The organism is Plantactinospora sp. CA-290183 (genome assembly GCF_050936375.1).
Lineage (GTDB): Bacteria > Actinomycetota > Actinomycetes > Mycobacteriales > Micromonosporaceae > Plantactinospora.
The window spans coordinates 257,649-276,421 of the sequence record NZ_JBNJMX010000001.1 but is presented as its reverse complement, the minus strand read 5'-3'; the positions used below and the strand labels follow the sequence as shown (position 1 = coordinate 276,421).

Annotated in this window: 16 protein-coding genes; 5 read left to right on the top strand and 11 right to left on the bottom strand. The window is 73.5% G+C overall.

Annotated features, from left to right (window positions below; translation table 11 throughout):
- Positions 1 to 232: 232 nt before the first annotated feature.
- Positions 233 to 1,258 carry an NADPH:quinone reductase gene (locus ACQEUR_RS01300; protein WP_433024156.1) on the top strand — a complete coding sequence of 342 codons (1,026 nt, stop codon included), beginning with the start codon at positions 233 to 235 and terminating at the stop codon, positions 1,256 to 1,258.
- A 40-nt stretch (positions 1,259 to 1,298) separates the two neighbouring features.
- Here ACQEUR_RS01300 and ACQEUR_RS01295 read toward each other — a convergent pair whose 3' ends face one another.
- From ACQEUR_RS01295 to ACQEUR_RS01285, 3 genes are all read right to left on the bottom strand, one after another.
- Positions 1,299 to 2,210 (bottom strand): NADP-dependent oxidoreductase, encoded by a 912-nt coding sequence (locus ACQEUR_RS01295; RefSeq protein ID WP_433024154.1) that lies wholly within the window; start codon positions 2,208 to 2,210, stop codon positions 1,299 to 1,301.
- Positions 2,211 to 2,324: 114 nt separating this feature from the next.
- Positions 2,325 to 3,077, bottom strand: coding sequence for a class I SAM-dependent methyltransferase (locus ACQEUR_RS01290; protein ID WP_433024152.1), 753 nt, complete (start codon positions 3,075 to 3,077; stop codon positions 2,325 to 2,327).
- A 698-nt stretch (positions 3,078 to 3,775) separates the two neighbouring features.
- The gene (locus ACQEUR_RS01285) at positions 3,776 to 5,407 is read right to left on the bottom strand and encodes a long-chain fatty acid--CoA ligase (RefSeq protein WP_433025853.1); all 1,632 of its coding nucleotides are present in this window, start codon (positions 5,405 to 5,407) and stop codon (positions 3,776 to 3,778) included.
- A 66-nt stretch (positions 5,408 to 5,473) separates the two neighbouring features.
- On the opposite strand from ACQEUR_RS01285, the gene ACQEUR_RS01280 reads away from it, so the two are divergent.
- Positions 5,474 to 5,968 carry an NUDIX domain-containing protein gene (locus ACQEUR_RS01280; RefSeq protein WP_433024151.1) on the top strand — a complete coding sequence of 165 codons (495 nt, stop codon included), beginning with the start codon at positions 5,474 to 5,476 and terminating at the stop codon, positions 5,966 to 5,968.
- Positions 5,969 to 6,035: 67 nt separating this feature from the next.
- Here ACQEUR_RS01280 and ACQEUR_RS01275 read toward each other — a convergent pair whose 3' ends face one another.
- Positions 6,036 to 7,664 carry an MDR family MFS transporter gene (locus ACQEUR_RS01275; RefSeq protein ID WP_433024149.1) on the bottom strand — a complete coding sequence of 543 codons (1,629 nt, stop codon included), beginning with the start codon at positions 7,662 to 7,664 and terminating at the stop codon, positions 6,036 to 6,038.
- Between the two features lie 182 nt (positions 7,665 to 7,846).
- Positions 7,847 to 8,395: a type 1 glutamine amidotransferase domain-containing protein gene (locus ACQEUR_RS01270; protein ID WP_433024147.1), complete on the bottom strand. Its 549-nt coding sequence runs from the start codon at positions 8,393 to 8,395 to the stop codon at positions 7,847 to 7,849.
- 206 nt (positions 8,396 to 8,601) lie between these two features.
- Here ACQEUR_RS01270 and rfaE2 point away from each other — a divergent pair, with 206 nt between their 5' ends.
- Together rfaE2 and ACQEUR_RS01260 are read left to right on the top strand one after the other, a co-directional pair.
- Positions 8,602 to 10,557 (top strand): D-glycero-beta-D-manno-heptose 1-phosphate adenylyltransferase, encoded by a 1,956-nt coding sequence (rfaE2, locus tag ACQEUR_RS01265; protein ID WP_433024145.1) that lies wholly within the window; start codon positions 8,602 to 8,604, stop codon positions 10,555 to 10,557.
- Positions 10,554 to 11,465, top strand: coding sequence for a glycosyltransferase (locus ACQEUR_RS01260; RefSeq protein ID WP_433024143.1), 912 nt, complete (start codon positions 10,554 to 10,556; stop codon positions 11,463 to 11,465). The genes rfaE2 and ACQEUR_RS01260 overlap by 4 nt, the downstream gene beginning before the upstream one ends.
- Here ACQEUR_RS01260 and ACQEUR_RS01255 read toward each other — a convergent pair.
- The 6 genes from ACQEUR_RS01255 to ACQEUR_RS01230 all read right to left on the bottom strand — a co-directional run bounded on the left by ACQEUR_RS01255 (position 11,440) and on the right by ACQEUR_RS01230 (position 15,901).
- Positions 11,440 to 12,555, bottom strand: a complete 1,116-nt coding sequence (locus ACQEUR_RS01255) for a glycosyltransferase family 9 protein (RefSeq protein ID WP_433024141.1) — start codon at positions 12,553 to 12,555, stop codon at positions 11,440 to 11,442. The two genes, ACQEUR_RS01260 and ACQEUR_RS01255, sit on opposite strands and share 26 nt — an antisense overlap.
- Positions 12,556 to 12,577: 22 nt before the next feature.
- On the bottom strand, positions 12,578 to 13,126 hold the full coding sequence (locus tag ACQEUR_RS01250) for an Hsp20/alpha crystallin family protein (RefSeq protein ID WP_433024139.1): 549 nt from the start codon (positions 13,124 to 13,126) through the stop codon (positions 12,578 to 12,580).
- A gap of 78 nt (positions 13,127 to 13,204) precedes the next feature.
- A complete protein-coding gene (locus tag ACQEUR_RS01245) occupies positions 13,205 to 13,723 on the bottom strand; it encodes a DUF2231 domain-containing protein (protein WP_433024138.1) in 519 nt (172 codons plus the stop codon).
- Between the two features lie 153 nt (positions 13,724 to 13,876).
- On the bottom strand, positions 13,877 to 15,001 hold the full coding sequence (locus ACQEUR_RS01240; RefSeq protein ID WP_433024136.1) for a hypothetical protein: 1,125 nt from the start codon (positions 14,999 to 15,001) through the stop codon (positions 13,877 to 13,879).
- Complete coding sequence (locus ACQEUR_RS01235; RefSeq protein WP_433024134.1) at positions 15,001 to 15,504, bottom strand: RNA polymerase sigma factor; 504 nt, start codon at positions 15,502 to 15,504, stop codon at positions 15,001 to 15,003. The genes ACQEUR_RS01240 and ACQEUR_RS01235 overlap by 1 nt, the downstream gene beginning before the upstream one ends.
- Positions 15,505 to 15,724: 220 nt before the next feature.
- Positions 15,725 to 15,901, bottom strand: coding sequence for a hypothetical protein (locus ACQEUR_RS01230; RefSeq protein ID WP_433024132.1), 177 nt, complete (start codon positions 15,899 to 15,901; stop codon positions 15,725 to 15,727).
- Between the two features lie 169 nt (positions 15,902 to 16,070).
- Here ACQEUR_RS01230 and ACQEUR_RS01225 point away from each other — a divergent pair, with 169 nt between their 5' ends.
- Positions 16,071 to 18,758, top strand: coding sequence for a hypothetical protein (locus ACQEUR_RS01225; RefSeq protein ID WP_433024130.1), 2,688 nt, complete (start codon positions 16,071 to 16,073; stop codon positions 18,756 to 18,758).
- Positions 18,759 to 18,773: the final 15 nt, after the last annotated feature.

The following is an 18,773-nucleotide window of genomic DNA, read 5'->3' as shown; positions in this document are numbered from 1 at the left end:
CGGGTGGGCCGGGCCACGGCCCGGAACGCTGGCGACACCACGCCCGAGGAGTAGGCGGTTGATGGCAAGATCTTTGCCCATCAGTACTACCTGACAAACCTGAAAGGATGACTGTCGGGGGCACTCCCCGGCGGCCTCCGTCGCACCCAAAGGTGCACCGGCCAGCACCATGAAAGGCTCGGAAGGTGCGAAATCGTGAGCGAACACACATTCCGGTCGTGAGGAGTTCCCGATGAGAGCAGTCAGCTACCAGCGCACCGGTGACCCCTCGGTGTTGGAGATGACGGACCGGCCGGTCCCCGAGCCGGGGCCGGGCGAGGTGCTGGTCCGGATCGCCCTGTCCGGGGTGAACCCGACCGACTGGAAGTCCCGGCAGGGCGACGGCTCCGGCGCACCCCCCGGGCACGGCTGGCAGATCCCCGGCCAGGACGGCGCGGGGATCGTCGAGGCGGTCGGCACCGGGGTGGACGCGGCGCTGATCGGCGAGCGGGTCTGGATCTGGGAGGCGGCCTGGCAGCGGCCGTGGGGCACGGCGGCGGAATACACCCTGGTGCCGGTACGGCAGGTGCGGCGCCTCGCGGAGGCGTCGTTCGACGTCGGCGCCAGCCTCGGCATCCCGTTCCTGACCGCGCACCGCTGTCTGACCGTGGCCGAGACGATGCCGCACCGCCTCGACATCGGCACCCTGGAGGGGCGCACCGTGCTCGTGCAGGGCGGCGCGGGAGCGGTCGGCAACGCCGCCATCCAGCTCGCCCGCTGGGCCGACGCCTCCGTGATCGCCACGGTCAGCAGCCCGGAAAAGGCCCAGCTCGCCGTCGCCGCCGGCGCCTCGTACGTGGTCAACTATCGCGAGCAGGACGTGGTCACCGAGGTCAGGAAGATCGTCCCGCACGGGGTGGACGTGATCGTCGAGGTCGCCGCCGCCCGGAACGCCGAGGTCGACAGCCAGGTCATCGGCGCGAACGGCGCCGTGGCGGTCTACGCCGACGACGGCGGCGGGCAGGTCACGCTGCCGATCCGGACGTTGATGATCCCGAACGTACGCTGGCAGTTCGTCCTGGTCTACACCGTGCCCGCGACGGCCAAGGCGCACGCCGTGGAGGACGTCGCCGCCGCGGCGGCGGACGGGGCGCTGCGGGTCGGCGCGGACGCCGGGCTGCCGCTGCACTACTACCCACTCGCGGAGGCGGCCGAGGCGCACGCGGCGGTGCAGAACGGGGCGGTGGGCAAGGTGCTGCTGGTCGCCAGCGACGCCTGAGCGCGCCGGCGGGCCGGCCGCCGCCGCGCGGTCCGACCCGCTACGGCATCAGCACGATCTTTCCGCGCAGCCGGCCCGCCTGGACCAGCCGGTGCGCGTAGGCCGCCTCGGCCAGCGGCAACGACGCCGCCACCCGGGTACGCAGCCGCCCGGCGGCCACCTCGGCGAAGAGCTCCGCCAGCATCGGCCGGTCGATCCGGGCCATCACGACCTCCTGGCGTACCTTCCGGGCCGGGTCGAGCGGCGGGGTCGGCCGGGTGGTGACCAGCGTGCCGGCATCGGCCACGGCCGCCGCGGCCGGCGGACCGACCGGCACCGCGTCCAGCACCGCCGGGAACGGCCCGACCTCGGCCAGGTCGACGGAGCGGGGCAGCACCTCGGCGAGGCCGAGGCCGTCGACCCAGGCCTCGTCGTCCTGGCTGCCGACCCCGACGACCCGGTGCCCGGCCCGCGCCGCGAGCTGCGCGGCGAACCCGCCGACCGCGCCACTCACCCCGGTGACCAGCAGCGCCGACCCCGGGGCGAGCGCCATCAGGTCCAGCGCCTGCCGGGCCGTCAGCGCGTTCAGCGGTACGGTCGCGGCGGTCGCCGCGTCGATCCCGTCCGGTACGGCGACCAGCCAGTCCCGGTCGGCCGCCACGTACTCGGCGTACGCCCCGACGGTCCCCCGGGTCAGGTACCAGGGCACCATGCCGGCGACCCGGTCACCGGGGCAGTGCCCGGTGACGCCCTCGCCGACGCCGACCACCTCGCCGGCGAAGTCCCAGCCGGGCAGGAAGGGCGGCTCCGGCAGCCCCGGGATCATCCCGGCCCGGGTGGCGAGGTCGGCCGGCTGCACGCAGGCGGCGCGTACCCGGACCAGCACCTCGCCGGGGGCCGGGACCGGGTCCGGCCACTCGACCACCCGCAGCACCCCGGGACCGCCCATCGCAGTGACCGCCACCGCCCGCATCGATCGCCTCCTTCGCGCGGCACCCATCCTTGCCGGACACCTGTCCGGTTGGCAACGTGTGATCGGTTCGGCGGCGGGAGTTCGGCGCGGGACGGGTGGCCCGGCGGGCCGCGGTCAGCGGCGGGCGTCGATCCGCAGCCGTACGTAGTCGACGACCGGCTCGGGCATCCGCTCGGCGACCGCCCGGACGAAGGGGCGCCGCCGCTGGGCCGGCAGTTCGCGCAGGTGCGCCCCGAGGATCACGGTGCCGAGGAAGGCCTCCAACTGCTCGCCCCGGTCCAGCCGGGCCGGGTCGGGTACGAGTTCCACCCGCGCGTCGGCGAACCCGGCGGCGCGCAGCCGTCGGGCCGTGTCGTCGACGTCGGCGAAGTTCCAGAACCGGGCCCCGTCCTCGACGGCCGCCCCGGTGACCTCGGCGACGGCCCGCAGTACGCCGGCCACGTTGCCCCGACCGCCGGCCTCGGCGACGAACCGGCCGCCCGGGCGCAGCGCGGCCGCGAGGCTGCGGAACAGCGTGTCGTGCTCCGGCAGCCAGTGCAGGGTGGCGACGCTGAATGCGACGTCGGCCGGTACCGGCGGCCGGAGCGGTGCCCGCAGGTCGGCCCGGAGCACGGTCAGGCGGTCGCCGGCGCCGCCCAGCCGGGACCGCAGCCGGTCGAGCATCTGGCGGGACCCGTCGACGGCGACGACCCGTCCCCGGGGCAGGGCCGCCAGCAGGCGTTCGGTGTCCCGCCCGGTCCCGCAGCCGATGTCGAGCACCGTCTCGTCGCCGGTCAGGCGCAGCCCGGCCAGCAGGTCCGCACCCCAGTGCCGGTGCGGCAGCGGCAGCGCGTCGTAGCTCCGGGCGTCCCACTCCAGCAGCTCCATGGTCGGCCGCTCCTCTCCGGCGTCGGTCTTCCGAACCTAGCCGGCACTGTCCGCATGCTGGTACGGCTGTCCCAGATAGTAAATCGGATGAATGGAGTCGGGGGCCGTGCGATGCTCGGTCGCATGGTGCGGGCGGCGGGGGTGCGGATCGGCTGGGCCGAGTTGCCCGCCCCGGTGCGGAGCGCGGTGGAGGAGATCCTCGGCGACCGGGTGGTCAGCGCCGTGTCGCAGCCCGGCGGGTTCTCGCCCGGCACCGCCGACCGGGTCCGCACCGCCGGCGGCCGCCGCGCCTTCGTCAAGGCGGCCGGCACCGCACTCAACGAGGACACGCCCGGACTACACCGCTGGGAGGCCCGGGTCGCGGCGGTTGCCCGCCGCCGCACCCGCACCACGGCTGCTCGGCACGTACGACGACGGCGACTGGGTGGCCCTGGTGCTGGCGGACGTCGAGGGACGGCACCCGGCGACGCCCTGGCGGCCCGACCAGCTCGACGCGGTACTCGGCACCCTGGGCGGGATGGCCGAGCTGCTGACCCCGGCCCCGGTCCCCGACGCCCCGCCCGCGACGGAACTGCTGGGGTACGACTTCGCGGGCTGGCGGCGGATCGCCGCGCAGCGGCCCGCCGACCTGGATCCGTGGGCGGCCGGGCGGCTCGACACGCTGATCGCGCTGGCCGAGCGGGGGCCGCCGGCCGGGGTCAGCCCGGCAGCTCGTGGACCTCGTACGCGCCGTCGGCGAAGTCCTCCCGGACCCGCTTCTTGTCGAACTTGCCGACCGACGTCTTCGGCACCGTCTCGACGAACGCCCACCGTTCCGGCAGTTGCCACCGGGCCACCTGGCTGCCGAGGAAGTCGCGCAGTTCCTCGGGGGTGACCGCCGCGCCGGGGCGGCACACCACGGTGGCGAGGGGCCGTTCACCCCACCGGGGATCCGGCACCCCCACCACGCACGCCTCCCGCACCTGCGGATGGGCCATCAGGGCGTTCTCCAGCTCGACCGAGGAGATCCACTCGCCACCGGACTTGATCACGTCCTTGGCCCGGTCGGTCAGGGTGATGTAGCCGTCCGCGGAGAGCGTGCCGACGTCCCCGGTACGCAGCCAGCCGTCGCGGAACTTCTCCGGGTCGGGCACCTCGTCGCCGACGTACCGGCCGGTGACCCACGGCCCCCGGACCTCCAGCTCGCCGACGGCCCGGCCGTCGGCGGGCAGCGGCTCACCGGACGGGCCGACGATCCGGGCGGCGACCCCGGCCGGCACCCGCCCCTGGGTGTAGCGGTAGCGCCAGGCCCGCTCGCCGGTGGCGCCGGCCGGCGGCCGGGCGACGGACCCGAGCGGCGACATCTCGGTCATCCCCCAGGCGTGGATCACGTCGATCCGGTGCCGGTCGGCGAAGGCGTGCATCAGCGCGGGCGGGCAGGCGGAGCCGCCGACGATCACCTCGGTCAGCGAGGAGGTGTCGACCTCGTTGGCGTCCAGGTGGGTGAGCAGGTCGGCCCAGATGGTCGGCACCGCGCCGGCCAGCGTCGGCCGCTCGGCGGAGATCATGGCGGCGATGGCCGGTCCCTGGAGGAACCGGTCCGGCATGATCAGGGAGGCGCCGGAGAGGAACGCTGCGTAGGGGATGCCCCAGGACATCGCGTGGAACATCGGCACGATCGCCAGTTCCCGGGTGGTGGGGCCGAGGCCGAACCCCTCCGGCAGGCAGATCTGCAACGAGTGCAGCCAGATGGACCGGTGCGAGTAGGCGACGCCCTTCGGGTTGCCGGTGGTGCCGGAGGTGTAGCAGAGCGCCGCCGCGTCGCGCTCGTCCAGCTCCGGCCAGTCGTACCGGTCCGGGCGGTCGCGCAGCAGGTCGACCCACCGGTGTACGGCGATCCGCCCGGCGCCGGCCGCGAGCAGCGGCGCCGGATCGGCGTCACCGACCACCACCACGTGCTCTACAGTGGACATGCCGGGCAACGCCCTGGCGAGCACCGGGACCAGCGTCGCGTCGACCAGCACCACCCGGTCCTGCGCGTGCGTGGCGATGTAGCCGACCTGCTCCGGAAAGAGCCGGATGTTCAACGTGTGCAGCACCGCCCCCATGCTCGGCACCGCGAAGTACGCGATCAGGTGTTCGGCGTTGTTCCACATGAAGGTGGCGACCCGCTGGTCACCGGTCACCCCCAGCTCGTCGCGGAGCGCGTGGGCGAGGCGCGCGGCGTCCGCGCCGACCTCGGCGTACGTCATCCGGCGGGCGCCGTCTCCGGTCCAGGTGGCCACCTCGACCGCGCCGTGCAGCGTGCTGCCGTGCTCGAGGATGCGGGAAACCTGCAGGGGCGCGTCCATCATCGTGCTACGCATGGCAACAAACTAGTGTCGCAGCTCACATCCTGACCAGCCTTGGAGTGCCAGATGAGCAGTGTCCCCTGGTCCGAGTCGTACCTCGGCCAACTCCGCGCGCTCGCCGGGGACCGGACGTTGATGTTCGTCGGTGCCCGCGCCGTGGTACGCGACGCCGACGGCCGGGTGCTGCTCATCGAGCGCTCCGACAACGGCTACTGGGCGATGCCGGCCGGCGCGATGGAGCTGGGCGAGTCGATCGCCGAGTGTGCCGTACGGGAGGTCTGGGAGGAGACCGGGCTGACCGCGACCGAGGTGACCCCGTTCGCGCTGCACACCGGCCCGGACCGCACCTTCACCAACATGTACGGCGACACGTACCAGCTCTTCGTGACCCTCTTCCGGGTCGACGCCTGGTCCGGCGAACTCGCCACGGCCACCGACGAGACCACCAACGCCGGCTTCTTCGCGGCGGAGGCGCTTCCCGCACCACTCTCCTCCACCGTGCTGGAGACCCTCGACGACCTCGCCGCCTTCGAACGCGACGGCCGCGTCGTCCTCAAGTAGTGCACACGGTGTAAGGAAGGGCCCCCCATTATCGCTTTCGGTATAGGAAGGGCCCCCGCTTAACCCCTCAGATCATCGTCTGGCTGTTGGCTTCCATCTCGGCGGCGGCGTCGTCCCGGTCGTCCCGGGCCAGCCGATCGTCCGAACCGGGCGGCGGCCCGCCGCGCAGCTCGCGGTCGGGCATGGCCAGGGTCACCGCCACCGCCACGATCGCGATCAGCCCGGCGACCAGGAAGACCACGTGCAGCGCGCCGACGAACGATTCCTGGATGGCGTGGCGTACCGGCTCGGGCAGCGCCAGGATCCGCGACGGCTCGTTGATCGAGATCTCCCGGCCGCCGCCGGCCACCTGCGCCGCCTGCTCCGGCGGCAGCTGAGCCAGCGCGGCGGGCAGCCGCTCGTTGAGCCCGCTGGTCAGCCGGGACGAGAGCACCGCACCGAGGATGGCCACCCCGAACGAGCCCCCGAGCGAACGGAAGAAGGTCGCGGCGGACGTACCGGCACCGAGGTCGCGGACCTCGACCGCGTTCTGTACGGCGAGCACCAGCGACTGCATGCAGAGGCCGAGCCCGACGCCGATGATCACCATGTAGATGAACGACACCCAGAGCGGCGTGTCCACCTGCAACTGGGTGAAGAGCAGCATGCCCGCCACCAGGACCACCGCCCCGGCGACCGGGAACCACTTGTACCGGCCGATCCGGCTGATCGCCCGCCCGGAGAGCACCGAGGTGACGATGATGCCGGCCATCATCGGCAGCATCAGCAGACCGCTGTCGGTCGGCGAGGCGCCCTTGACGATCTGCAGGTAGAGCGGGATGAAGATGATCGACCCGAACATCACCAGACCGAGTACGAAACCGGCGGTGTTGCCCAGCGCGAAGGTCGGCCGGCGGAACAGCTTGAGCGGCAGGATCGGCTCGGCGACCCGGGCCTCCTGGAGCAGGAACAGCACCGTGAGGACGGCGCCGGCCGCGAAGAGCCCGAGGATCACACCGGAGGTCCAGGCGTACTCGTTGCCGCCCCAGCTCAGCGCGAGCAGCAGGCTGCTCACCCCGGCCACCAGCAGTGCCGCGCCCAGCCAGTCGATCGCGTGCTTGCGCCGGGTGAACGGGATCAGCCGCATCACGTGGTAGCAGACGAAGATCGCCACGATCGCCAGCGGCACGTTGATGTAGAAGATCCACCGCCAGTCGTGCTCGGCGAAGTAGCCGCCCACCAGCGGGCCGGCCACCGAGGAGAGGCCGAAGACGGCCCCGAACAGACCCTGGTAGCGACCGCGTTCCCGGGGCGACACCACGTCGGAGATGATCGTGAAGGCGAGCGTCATCAGGCCACCGGCGCCCAGCCCCTGGATGCCGCGCGTGATGATCAACTGCGTCATGTCCTGGGAGAGACCGGCCAGCAGGGAGCCGACCAGGAACGTCCCGATGGAGAAGAGGAAGACCGGCCGGCGCCCGTACAGGTCGGCCATCTTGCCGTACAGCGGGGTGGAGGCGGTCGAGGCCAACAGGTACGCCGTGACCACCCACGAGTAGTGGTTGATCCCGCCCAGCTCCCCGACGATCGTCGGCAGCGCCGTACCCACGATGGTCTGATCCAGCGCGGCGAGCAGCATGCCGGTCATCAGACCGACCATCAGCAACCGGATCTGCCGGTGGGTCAACCTCGGGCGCGCCTGTTCCGCGGTGCTCATGCTGCCTTCTCCCCCCGCTGGCACGGAAAATGCCTGCGGCGCCAGTCTCGACCCCCGGCAACGGCGCAGCGCGGTCGAACGCCCGGTTTGTGATCGCGATCATGTGCCCGGAGCACACCGGACAGGGGAAGGGGTCCCTTCCCGCCCGGGAGGGGCGATGGGAAGGGACCCGGCCGGAAAACTCAGTGCCGGCCCTCGCCGAGTTCCTCCACGAGCTTCGCGCAGAACGCCGGCAGGTCGTCCGGCTTGCGGCTGGTCACCAGGCCGTTGTCGACGTGGCACTCCTCGTCCACCCACTGCGCGCCCGCATTCGACAGGTCCGTACGCAGGCTGGGCCACGAGGTGAGCGTGCGGCCCTTGACCACGTCGGCGTCGATCAGCGTCCACGGTGCGTGGCAGATCGCGCCCACCGGCTTGCCGGCGTCGAAGAAGGCCCGGACGAACCGGAGCACGTCGGGGTCGGCCCGCAGGGCGTCCGGGTTGGCCACCCCACCGGGCAGGACCAGACCGTCGTACGACTGCGGGTCCGCCTGCGCGGCGGTCACGTCCACGTCGTACGTCCCGGCCTTGTCGAGGTGGTTGAACGCCTGGATCGAGCCGGCCTCCAGGGAGACCAGTTCCACCCTGCCGCCGGCCGCCTCGACCGCCTGGCGGGGCTGGGTGTACTCGACCTCCTCCACGCCGTCGGTGGCCAGGAAGGCGATCCGCTTACCGTGCAATGTCGCTGTCATTCGCTTCTCCTTCCGGGCGTCGCACCCAGTTTTCGTCTTGCAGTGAATGACGTGCCCGGGACGGCCCGGGCCAAACACCCCACTCGGTGCGCCGGGTCACAGGCTGACCTGTTAGGAGGGGGCCCTTCCTATACAGAAAACGATAGGAAGGGGCCCTTCCTTACACCCGGTGGTTTGGTGCTGGTGGTGCTGGGGACCCGCAGCGCATGGCGACAGAGGCAGCGGAGCAACGACGCCTGGCCGCGGTGGTGGAGAGCTGGCTCGGGCGCGGCGTACTGGTCGTGGGCGACGCGATGCTCGACGAGTGGCGGTTCGCCGAATCCGACCGGCTCTGCCGGGAGGCACCCGCGCCCGTACTGACGTTGCGGCGCCGGCTGACCGCGGCCGGCGGCGCCGCGAACACCGCCGTCAACCTCACCGCGCTGGGTGGTCGGGCCGCCCTGGTCGCCCCGGTCGGCGCGGACGTTGCCGGGGACGAGCTGCACGACTGCCTCGACCGGGCCGGCGTGTGGGACCGCACCATCAGCCAGCCGGGGCGGCCGACCCCGGTGAAGCGCCGGCTGCTCGCCGCCGACCAGATACTGCTGCGCGAGGACGAGGGCGACGCCGACGAGACCCTGCCCGAGGAGGGCGTACACCGGCTACTCAGCGCGCTGGACCGGGCGACCGAGGAGCTGCGCGCCGACCGGGACGGCGAGGCGCCGACGCTGGTGGTCTGCGACTACGGGCTCGGTGCCCTGCCCGAGCCGGTACGGGGCTGGCTGGTGCGCAACCGGGGCCGGTTCGCCACCGTCGCCCTGGACGCCCACGACCTCGCCTACTGGCGGGGACTGGCCCCGACGGTGGTCACCCCGAGTTTCGCCGAGGCGACCCGGCTGCTCAACCGCCCGGTCGAGCCGGACAACCGGCCGAGCCCGACGTCGGCGGTCGCCGGCACCCGGATCAGCGTCTCCGCCGACGGGACCACCACCGCGACCCGGGGCAACGCCGGCCCGGGCCACTCGACCGTCGGCGCCGATGCCGCCGCGGGCGACGGGGAGGGTGCCGGGAGCAGCGGCGACGGTTCCCCGCCGGCGGGTACCGGACCGGGGCGCGACGACGACGGACCGGCGGGCGGCGACGGCATCACCGTGACCGGCGACGAGATCGGGGTCGCCGGGGACGACATCGTGGTCGCCGGGGACGAGCGGGCGAGCGGTGCCGGCCGCCCGGTGACGGACGGCGGCGCCAGCCGGGCGGTGCTGGCCCAGGCGCGCCTGGCCGAACTGCGCGAGCGCACCGGTGCGGACGTCGTGGCGGTCACCCTCGACACCGAGGGCGCGGTCGTCGGCGGGGCCGACGGCCGTTCGCGGCGCAGCCACGCCACCCCGGTGCCGGCCAGTTACGCCGTCGGCGCCGGTGACGCGTACCTGGCGGCGATGACCCTGGCCCTGGCCGCCGACGCGCCGCTGCCCACCGCCGCGCAGCTCGCCCAACTCGCCGCCACCACCACGGTCTCGGACACCGGCACCTGCGTCTGCTTCCGCGACGACCTGCTCGGCGCGCTCGGCGCGCCCCGCGACGACCAGCCGGAGGTGGTGCTCGACCACCACGGGCTGGTCGGGCTCGTCGAGCGGCGCCGGGGCGAGGGGCGCAGCATCGTCTTCACCAACGGCTGCTTCGACGTGCTGCACCGGGGGCACGTGCGCTACCTCGACCAGGCGCGCCGGCTGGGTGACCTGCTGGTGGTCGCGGTCAACTCCGACGAGAGCGTACGCCGGATCAAGGGCACGGACCGGCCGGTGAACCCGGTGGAGGACCGGGTGGCCCTGCTCGCCGCGCTCGGCTGCGTCGACCACGTGGTGGTCTTCGAGGAGGATTCGCCGACCGCCCTGATCGAGGCGCTCCGCCCCGACGTGTACGTCAAGGGCGGCGACTACCCGCCGGAGATGGTCCCGGAGGCTCCGCTGGTACGCAGCCTCGGCGGGCAGGTCCGCACCCTCGGGTACGTACCGGACCGGTCGACGTCGGCGATCATCGACCGGATCCGCTCCCACGGCGACGACCGGCGGGTACCGGTGGACGGGCCGGTGGCGGGCGACGGAAGCGCGGCCGGTGCGGACGGACGGGGTGCCGCCGCCGGTGGCGGGGAGACCGCGCCGGCGCGTACCCAACCGGCGTGACGGGACCGGGCCGGTCCACCCGGCCGTTGGAGTGCGGCAGCCGGCGGGAGTTCCTGCTGTCCCGGCCGCTGGACGTGCTGATCCCGACCCGGGACCGACCGGCCGAGCTGGCCGTCACCCTCGCCGGCCTGGCCGCGCAGCAGGGCGGGCGGGCCGAGCCGGACGGTGCGCACGGCTTCGGCGTGGTGGTCAGCGACCAGTCCACCGGGCCGCCGTCCTGGGAGGAGCCGGCGGCGGCGACGATGGTCCGGGTGCTGCGCCACCGGGGGCACCCCGTGCTGCTCACCCGGCGGCTGCCCCGGCGCGGGCTGGCCGAGCACCGCGCCTACCTGCTGGAGCAGTCGCAGGCCCGGTACGTGCTCTATCTGGACGACGACGTCTGGCTGGAACCGGGCACGGTCGACCGGCTGCTCACCGCGATCCGGGAACTCGACTGCGGGTTCGTCGGCAACGCCGTACACGGGCTGTCCTATCTGGATGACGTCCGGCCGGAGACGCACCGGCACTACGCCGAGTGGGAGGGGCGGCCGGTGCCGGAGCACCCCCGACCCGGCACCCCGGAGTGGGACCGCGCGCAGATCCACTCGGCCGCCAACCTGCTGCACGTGACCGCCGCCCGGCGGCTGCCGCCGGGACAGTGGCGCGCGTACAAGGTCTCCTGGATCGGCGGGTGTGTGCTCTTCGACCGGGCCCGACTGCGGGCGGCCGGCGGCTTCGACTTCTGGAGCCGACTGGACCCGGGGCACCAGGGCGAGGACGTGGCCGCGCAGCTCGCGGTGATGGGCCGGTACGCCGGCGCCGGCGTGCTGCCCAGCGGCGCGTACCACCTGGAGGCGCCGACCACGGTCACCGAGCGGACCATGGAGGCCTGGGAGGTCGTGCTCAACGAACCCCACCGTACGGCGTGACCAGGTCGGCCACCGCGTCCAGCACCTCCACCACCGGTACGTCGGTGACGAAGGAGACCTGGTGCGTGCAGGTACCGTCGCCGGGCCGGGCCGGGTAGATGTCCCGGCTGCAGTCGATCCCGCACTCCGGGCAGTGGATGGTCCACGAGCCGATCGGCCGGTGCCGGCCGCGCAGCGGCACCGCGCAGTTGATCAGGTTGCCGACCCAGAAGATGCCGACCGTCGGGGTGTCCAGGGCGGCGGCGACGTGCACCGGCCCGGTGTCGTTCGAGACGACCACCGCGCAGTCGCGGTAGCAGCCGATCAGGCCGCCCAGCGAGAGTTCCCCGACCAGCGAGCGCACCGGCGCGCGGGCCGCCTCGACCACCCGGTCGGCGAGGTCGCGCTCCTCGGGGGTGCCGGTGACCAGCACCTCGTACCCGTCGGCGGCCAGCCGGGCGGCGACCTCGGCGAACCGTTCCGCCGGCCAGCGGCGGCGCGGGTCACTCGCGCCCGGGTGCAGCGCGACCCGGGGCCGGTCCGGCGGGCCGAGGACCGCCCGCGCCTCGGCGAGGTCGGCGTCGGTCGCGACCAGTCGGGGTACCACCGTGGTCGGGCTGGCGCCGACCAGCGCGGCGACCTCCAGGTAGCGGACGATCTCCGGCTGGTAGTAGACGTAGCGCAGCCACCGGTCCAGCGGCGGCGCGTCCGGGGAACGCAGGCCGGCGGTCAGCCGGGCGCCGAGGGCGGCGACGAACGGGTTGGAGTTGCGCCCGCCCCCGTGCATCTGGAGCGCGATGTCGAAGCGCTCCCGCCGGGCGTCGGCCAGGAAACGGTCGAGCGAGTCCGTCGAGAATGCCGGCTCGTCCGCTCCGCCGGCCCGGATGCCGGGCGCGGGCGGCACCACCAGCACCCGGTCGACCGGGCCGGGCCGGTCCCGCAGCAGCCGCTCGTGCCAGGGTGCGCCGATCAGCACCAGCTCGGCGTGCGGATAGCTGGCCCGGAGCGCGTCCAGCGCCGGCAGGACGAAGATGAAGTCACCGAGCGCGTTGGCCCGGAGTACGGCGATGCGCTCGACGTCGTCGACGAGGTCCCGTACCTTGCCGATCATCGATCCGGCGCCGCGTGTCCGGTCAACCCGTACGCGCCGAGGTGCCGGCCGCGGTGTCGGGGTGGTGCAGCTCCCGGTCGGCGGCCGGGTCCACCGGGGCGGGCGCGCCGCCCGGCGTACCGCTGCCCCGCTGGCCCGGGTCGAAGCGCCGCTGGCCGATGGTGATGGTGCGGCGACTGCTCTGGCCGGCCCTGGGCAGGGTCACCGTGAGCAGGCCGTGGTCCATCACCGCGTCGATACGCTCCGCGTCGACCGGCGCCGGCAGTTGTACCCGGTGCTCGAAGGCGCGGGTGCGGTCCCCGCTGCCGGCCATCCCGTGGTCGGCGTTGACCTCCGCCTCCGAGCGGGCCCGGACGCAGAGTTCGCGGTCGTCGAGTTCGAGGGCGACCTCCTCGGGAGCGACCCCGGGCAGCCGCACGACCACCGTCCAGCCGTCGTCGGTGGAGTTCAGTTCCACGTCGGGGGTGCTGCCACCGCGCCCGCCGAGCAGCCGGCGCAGCTCCGCCCGGAGCGCCTGGATCTCCCCGAACGGATCCCAACCACGTTCCCCGCCACGCACCGCGTCACCCATTACGCCGCTCCACCTCCCGTACCACCGTCACCGTGATGCCCTGTCGTCCGTGCCTCGTGCCCTGCGCCCTGCGCCTGGTCAACTCGGGTCCCCGACCCGGCGGCGCAGCCGGCTCTCTCCGGCGCGCGGGCGCAGCGAGGAGGACGCGTTGAGGTCGGCGTCCGGGTCCACCCCGACACCGAGCCGGTCCACCAGCTCGCCGCCGAGCCAGGCGCCGAGGGCCACCCCGCCGAGCGCGACGACCTCGATGGCGATCAACGCGCCGCCGGATCCCCGGTCGTCGGCCGCCATCCGGACCGCCCAGATCGCGCCGAAGAGCAGCAGCACCGCCACGTTGGCCGAGGCGTGTGCGACACCGACCCGCTTCGCCCGGGTACCGGCTGGCACCGCGAGCAGGTCGACCGCGCCGGCCACCACCGCCAGCACACCACCGATCAATCCGACCAGGATGTTCCAGAACGCCAGCTCACCCAGGACCTCCGGGCCGCCGGCCGCGTCGATCAGGTCGAAGATCACCGCGACCACGAAGAGGGCGATCGGAAACATCACCAGCATCGGATGTACCGGGTGACCCAGTACCTTGAACCGGCTCTCCATGGTCGCCTCCCAGCTAGGCGGATGCACCGTACGGAGAACGACCGGATGCGCCGGTCGGCTACGCTTCGGCACTGCTGAGTGCGGTACCCGGATCGACCGGGAGCAAACCTCACGCCCGGTCGGCCCACGGCAGCGGGTTCTTCCCGGCCCGTCTCATCGGGGGCGGGGACGGGTCCGCTGCCAGCTGCGACCGTCGGTGCTCAGCGCGGCCGAGCCGTCGCCGCCGGCCACCCAGAGCAGGCCGGCGGTGTGGCCCCCGGTCGGTGCGCCCGGCACCGACACGGTCTCTCCCCGGTCGAAGGTACGGCCGCCGTCCCGGCTCGCCCAGGCGGTGAACCCGCCGTCCGACCGCCGCTCACAGATCAGCAGCGCGCCCGCGGCGTTGACCGTGGCCGTCAGCGGCACCCGCCACGGCGCCCCGGCGGTCGCCCAGCTCACGCCGCCGTCCCGCGTCCGGTGGACCACGCCCGGCCCGAGCAGGTACGCCCGCCGCGCGTCGCCGGCCACCAGGAGCGGAGTGCCGCCCGTCGACGGCGGCTGACCCGCCGGCTCCCAGGTACGACCCCGGTCGGCGCTGCGCACCACCTCGGGTGCCTGGGTCTGCTGTGCCGAGGTGACGCGGTCCCCGACCGCCCAGAGCGTGCCGTCCGGAGTCGCCCGGAGCGCCCACACGTCGGGCAGCGGAAAATCCGGGGAACTCAACTGGTACAGGTCGCCGGTGACACGGTCGACGCTCTCCCGCCCCTCGCCGTACGGCTCGGCCTCCGCCGGCAGCACCTCGACGGCGTGCCGGCGGTCGTCCGCCCGCTGCCAGGTCACCCCGGCGTCGCGGCTCAGGTACCGCTGCCACTGCACCGTCGCGACGTAGAGGCTCGGTGTCAGCACCTGGTAGGAGCTGCTGACGGGGATGCCACAGTCCCGCCACTCGACCGGCCCCCGGTAGGGCGTCCAGGTCGTGCCGGCGTCGGTGCTGACGCTGACCGCCACCGCGCACTCGCTCCACTTCACCGCGACCACCGTGCGCGGGTCGGCCACCACCGTGCTGGTGAAGAAGGTTCCCTCGGCCCGGGCGTCCGCCGCCGGGACGCCGTCCCGGCCCTGGCCGCCCAGCACCGGCACGGCCACCGCGGCGCCGAGCGCGAGCCCTCCGACGGCGAGGGCGGACCCCAGCAGGCGGCGCCGCCGCGCGCGTCGCCCGGCCCGGAGAGCCAGGTCGGCCAGTGGCGGCTGCGTCGCGGCGTCGGCCACGGTGCGGGGATCGAAGGGGTACGTCGGCATCAGCTGCTCCCGGAACGCGCGAGGTCGGCAGGCTCGGTGAGGAGGGCGGCGAGCGCGGTACGGCCACGGGACAACCGCGACTTGACCGTGCCCACGGAGACGTCGAGGGTGCGGGCGACCTCGTCCACGGGCAGGTCGGCCAGATAGTGCAGGGCGAGCGCGTGCCGTTGACCGGCCGGCAGCTGACCCAGCGCGGTCATCAGCGCGACGTGCTCCGCGGAGGGGTCCGGCACCACGGGTGGCGGGCCGGTCCGGCGAAGCAGGGTGTCCAGGGTCCGGCGGCGCCGGTACCGGGTGCGGGCCAGGTTCACCGCGACCCGGCGCAGCCAGGACTCCGGGTTCTCCAGCTCCGCGAAGCGCCCCGGCACGCCCAGCGCCCGTACGAACGCCTCCTGCACCACCTCCTGCGCCTCGCTCAGGTCGCCGGTGACGGCGTACAGCTGGACGATCAACCGACGGAAGCTCGCGGCGTACACGTCGGCGACCGCGTTCCGATCCCTCACCCCGGGGCCCCTCTCCTCACCACTCCCACCAACGGGAGCGGCGAAAGGTTCCCGGGAATCGGAAACGGTCGGCCGGGCTTGTAGTCCCGGCCACGGACCCGGCAGAACGGGTGACCGGCCGGATCGGCGTACACCCGGAAGCCGGCGCGGCGCCCGGACGCCACGGCCGGTGCCGAGGTGTCCGGGCGCGCGACGGCCCGGCCGGGACGGCGGCGGCGGATCACCGCGACCCGCCCCGGCGCAGCAGGATGGTCAACACCTCCCTGCCGGCGCGGCGGCGGGCCGGGCTCGGCGCGAGCAGCGCGGTCAGGGCGGCGGTGGTGACGGTGCCGGCATAGAGCAGGCTCGCCACCCCGGCGGCCAGGGCACCATCGTGCACAGCGGACAGTAGAGACATCGGACGGGCACCTCCACAACCTTGTCGGTGAGGCAAGCCCGCCACACCGGCCGGTATCCGGCGATGTGCCCCCGCGCTACCGTACGAATATGCGCAGGCTACTGCGGGTGCACGAGTTTTCCGGACCGGATCCGGTCCGGACAACCTCCTACCAGGACGGACAGTCCCGGTGAGCGACCCGTTCCCGGCGGCGGCCCAGCTCGCCCGCGAGCTGAAGGCGCTGTACGAGACCGCCGGCAGGCCGCCCCTGGACGCCCTGGTACGGGCCGGCGGTGCCCGCCGGCCGCCGGTGAAGCTGACACCGCAGTCGCTGAGCGACTGGATCAACGGGAAGTCCGTCCCCAGCGGTGGGAGCAGGGCGGCGCTGCGGTTCCTCGTCGCTGAGTTGGAGACGTCGGCGCGGGGCGACGGCCACCGCCCGCACCACCTGGGCTGGTGGGAACGGCTGCGCGCCGAGGCGGAACGGGAGAAGAGCACCAACCGGGGCGCCCGCCCCCTCGACCCGGCCGCGCCGCTCCGCCCGACCGCCGCCGGCAACGAGCCGGCGGACCGGGGCAGGCCGACCGCCGCGCACCTCAAGAACCAGTGGTTCGACCTGGTCACGGTGGACACGTTGCGGTCAGCCGGGAACGGCCGGGCCGAGCGGTTCATCGCGAGAACGGCCAGGTGGTCCGATGTCGTCGGCGGCGAGAGCCCCGACAGCGGGTTCATCGAACGGGACCAGACGGGTGAGATCCTGAACCTGGCCCTGGAGAGCCTCGTGGCGAGGTCCCCACGGGAGAGCCTGCCCCTGTTGACCGTCACGGGCTCACCCGGGGCGGGCAAGACGACCCTGGTCAAGCGCGTTGCCGCCGAGCTGGTCGGGCAGGGCCGGTGCGTGGTGGCCGACTTCGGCACCAACCGGCGGCCGCTTCAGGAGCCTGACGTGGAGCACGTGATCGCGCGGCTCCTCGACGCCGCCGAGGCGTTCGGTCCGGTCCTGCTCCTGCTGGACGACCCGTTCAAGGACAACAGCGCCTTCGTCCACCTGCTCGAGAGGCTGGCCGCGGTGGACGCCGCAGGGTTCGCCGCGCTCGCGGCGAGTCCCACGCTGCTCTTCGACCGGCACGCCTGGAACATCCGCTACGGCATCGACTCGGAACACGTGGTGCTGCACGCGCCCACCGAGCGGGAGCGCCGTACCCTCGCGGCGCTCTACGGGCGTGATCCGGAACGCTACGCGGACCGGGCGGACGACCTTCTCGTCCTCACCCTGGAGGTCTCGTCGGGCCGGGACGTCCGGGAGATCGTCCGGCGGATGTGGGAGACGCTCAACGACGGCGAGGTCATCGATCCACGCCTCGCACCGCACCGACTGCCCTGGCTGGTCCGCGCCTACCTGCTCGTGGCGGCCCTGCACGCCGAGGACGTGCCGACGCCGGAGGAGGTGCTGCAACAGATCCTGGTGCACAGCAGTGGCCAGCGGGTCGACCCGGATGACATCAGGTTCGCCGTCACCCGGCTCGTCAGCAACGACGGTTGGCACATCTTCCAGATGGGCCGCCGCGCTGCCGGAGCGTTCATCACGACGGCGCACCCGAGCATCGCCCGCCTCGCCAACGAGATCCGGCCGGCCCAACCCTTCGACCCGCTGGCGTGGCTCTTCACCGCCGATCTGCTCGACGGCCGGGAGGCGCCGTGGGCGATTTCCGCGGTCCTGCTGTCGATCGCCACCACCGACCGGGAGCGGGCGCTCGGCCTCCTCGCCCGCTTGGCGGACGGCCTGACGAGCGGGCTGCTCAACCAGCGGGTCACCCTCGTCTCCATCGTGCACCTCGCCGTGCAGTTGGAGTCCGACGTACGGCTGCTGGACGCGCTGATCACGCCCATCAGGGATCTGCTGGTCGAGTTCCTCCGCGATCCTCGGGAGGCGAGCTGGCTGGCCCTGCAGATTCTGCAGTTGTACCACACCCGGCTCGGTCTGCCGGCTCTTGATGTGCCGGCGGACGAGCGTCTCGGTGTGTCGGCGGACGAGCCCGCCGGACCGAGGGAGATCCTGCTCCGGGCCGACTTCACCCTCGCGCCGGACCGCGCGCGCCTCATGTTCGACGCCGCGCGGGACGCACCCGAGGTGCGCTCGGCCATGCTGCAGAACCTGATGCGGCACCTGAGCCAGGGAGATCGTCGGGGAACCCTCTCCCCACTGATCAACACGGCGATCCACGCCTCGGGCAGGACGGCGCTCATCCCGTACCTCGGCCGGATCGTGGAGCACCTGGACCGGTACCCGTACGACGCGGTCCTCCGGCAGAAGGCTCTCGAAGTCGCCCTCGACGCGCCGGCCGACGCCCGGGCCGCCGTCGCGAAACTCGTCCGGGACACCCAGGCCTGGCTCGCCGAGCAACCGGAATCGACGTTGATCAGGACGATGTGGCTCCGCCTGACCCTCTCGTCCGGCGACGTCTACGACCGGCGCCGCGCGCGGGCCTCGTTGGCGCGTTGGCTGGCGGAGATGACGATCAGCCAGGCTGCGGTCATGCTCCAGAACCTGCTCGCCGCACCGTATCGGCGACGCCGCTTCCAGGCGACAGAGGCGCTGCTACGGGTGGCCGTGGACTACTGCCAGGAACATCTCGGCCAGACCCAGATTGCCCCGGTCGTCAGCGGGATCGTCCGGGCGTACAAATACCTCCTGCGGCGCCCCGACCGCGAGGCGGAGACGAACCGGCTGCTGGGCGAAGCCCATGATCTTGTCGCCCTGTACTACTGGGAGAACTTCGGCAAGGCCGGGCCGGCGCTGCCGTCGCCCCGCAGTCCGGCCCCAGATACTCGGGCCGCGGCTCGTTGCCCGCCCTGGCAAGGTGACCAAGGGCCGTGACTCGATGGAGGCGCG

Bases quoted from the DNA above. Each gene is read 5' to 3' on its own strand.
- rfaE2 (WP_433024145.1), top strand. From the start codon at position 8,602: ATGGCGACAGAGGCAGCGGAGCAACGACGCCTGGCCGCGGTGGTGGAG.
- ACQEUR_RS01255 (WP_433024141.1), bottom strand. From the start codon at position 12,555: ATGATCGGCAAGGTACGGGACCTCGTCGACGACGTCGAGCGCATCGCC.
- ACQEUR_RS01285 (WP_433025853.1), bottom strand. From the start codon at position 5,407: ATGGACGCGCCCCTGCAGGTTTCCCGCATCCTCGAGCACGGCAGCACG.
- ACQEUR_RS01250 (WP_433024139.1), bottom strand. From the start codon at position 13,126: ATGGGTGACGCGGTGCGTGGCGGGGAACGTGGTTGGGATCCGTTCGGG.
- ACQEUR_RS01240 (WP_433024136.1), bottom strand. From the start codon at position 15,001: ATGCCGACGTACCCCTTCGATCCCCGCACCGTGGCCGACGCCGCGACG.
- ACQEUR_RS01230 (WP_433024132.1), bottom strand. From the start codon at position 15,901: ATGTCTCTACTGTCCGCTGTGCACGATGGTGCCCTGGCCGCCGGGGTG.
- ACQEUR_RS01270 (WP_433024147.1), bottom strand. From the start codon at position 8,395: ATGACAGCGACATTGCACGGTAAGCGGATCGCCTTCCTGGCCACCGAC.
- ACQEUR_RS01290 (WP_433024152.1), bottom strand. From the start codon at position 3,077: ATGGAGCTGCTGGAGTGGGACGCCCGGAGCTACGACGCGCTGCCGCTG.
- ACQEUR_RS01300 (WP_433024156.1), top strand. From the start codon at position 233: ATGAGAGCAGTCAGCTACCAGCGCACCGGTGACCCCTCGGTGTTGGAG.
- ACQEUR_RS01245 (WP_433024138.1), bottom strand. From the start codon at position 13,723: ATGGAGAGCCGGTTCAAGGTACTGGGTCACCCGGTACATCCGATGCTG.
- ACQEUR_RS01280 (WP_433024151.1), top strand. From the start codon at position 5,474: ATGAGCAGTGTCCCCTGGTCCGAGTCGTACCTCGGCCAACTCCGCGCG.
- ACQEUR_RS01295 (WP_433024154.1), bottom strand. From the start codon at position 2,210: ATGCGGGCGGTGGCGGTCACTGCGATGGGCGGTCCCGGGGTGCTGCGG.
- ACQEUR_RS01275 (WP_433024149.1), bottom strand. From the start codon at position 7,664: ATGAGCACCGCGGAACAGGCGCGCCCGAGGTTGACCCACCGGCAGATC.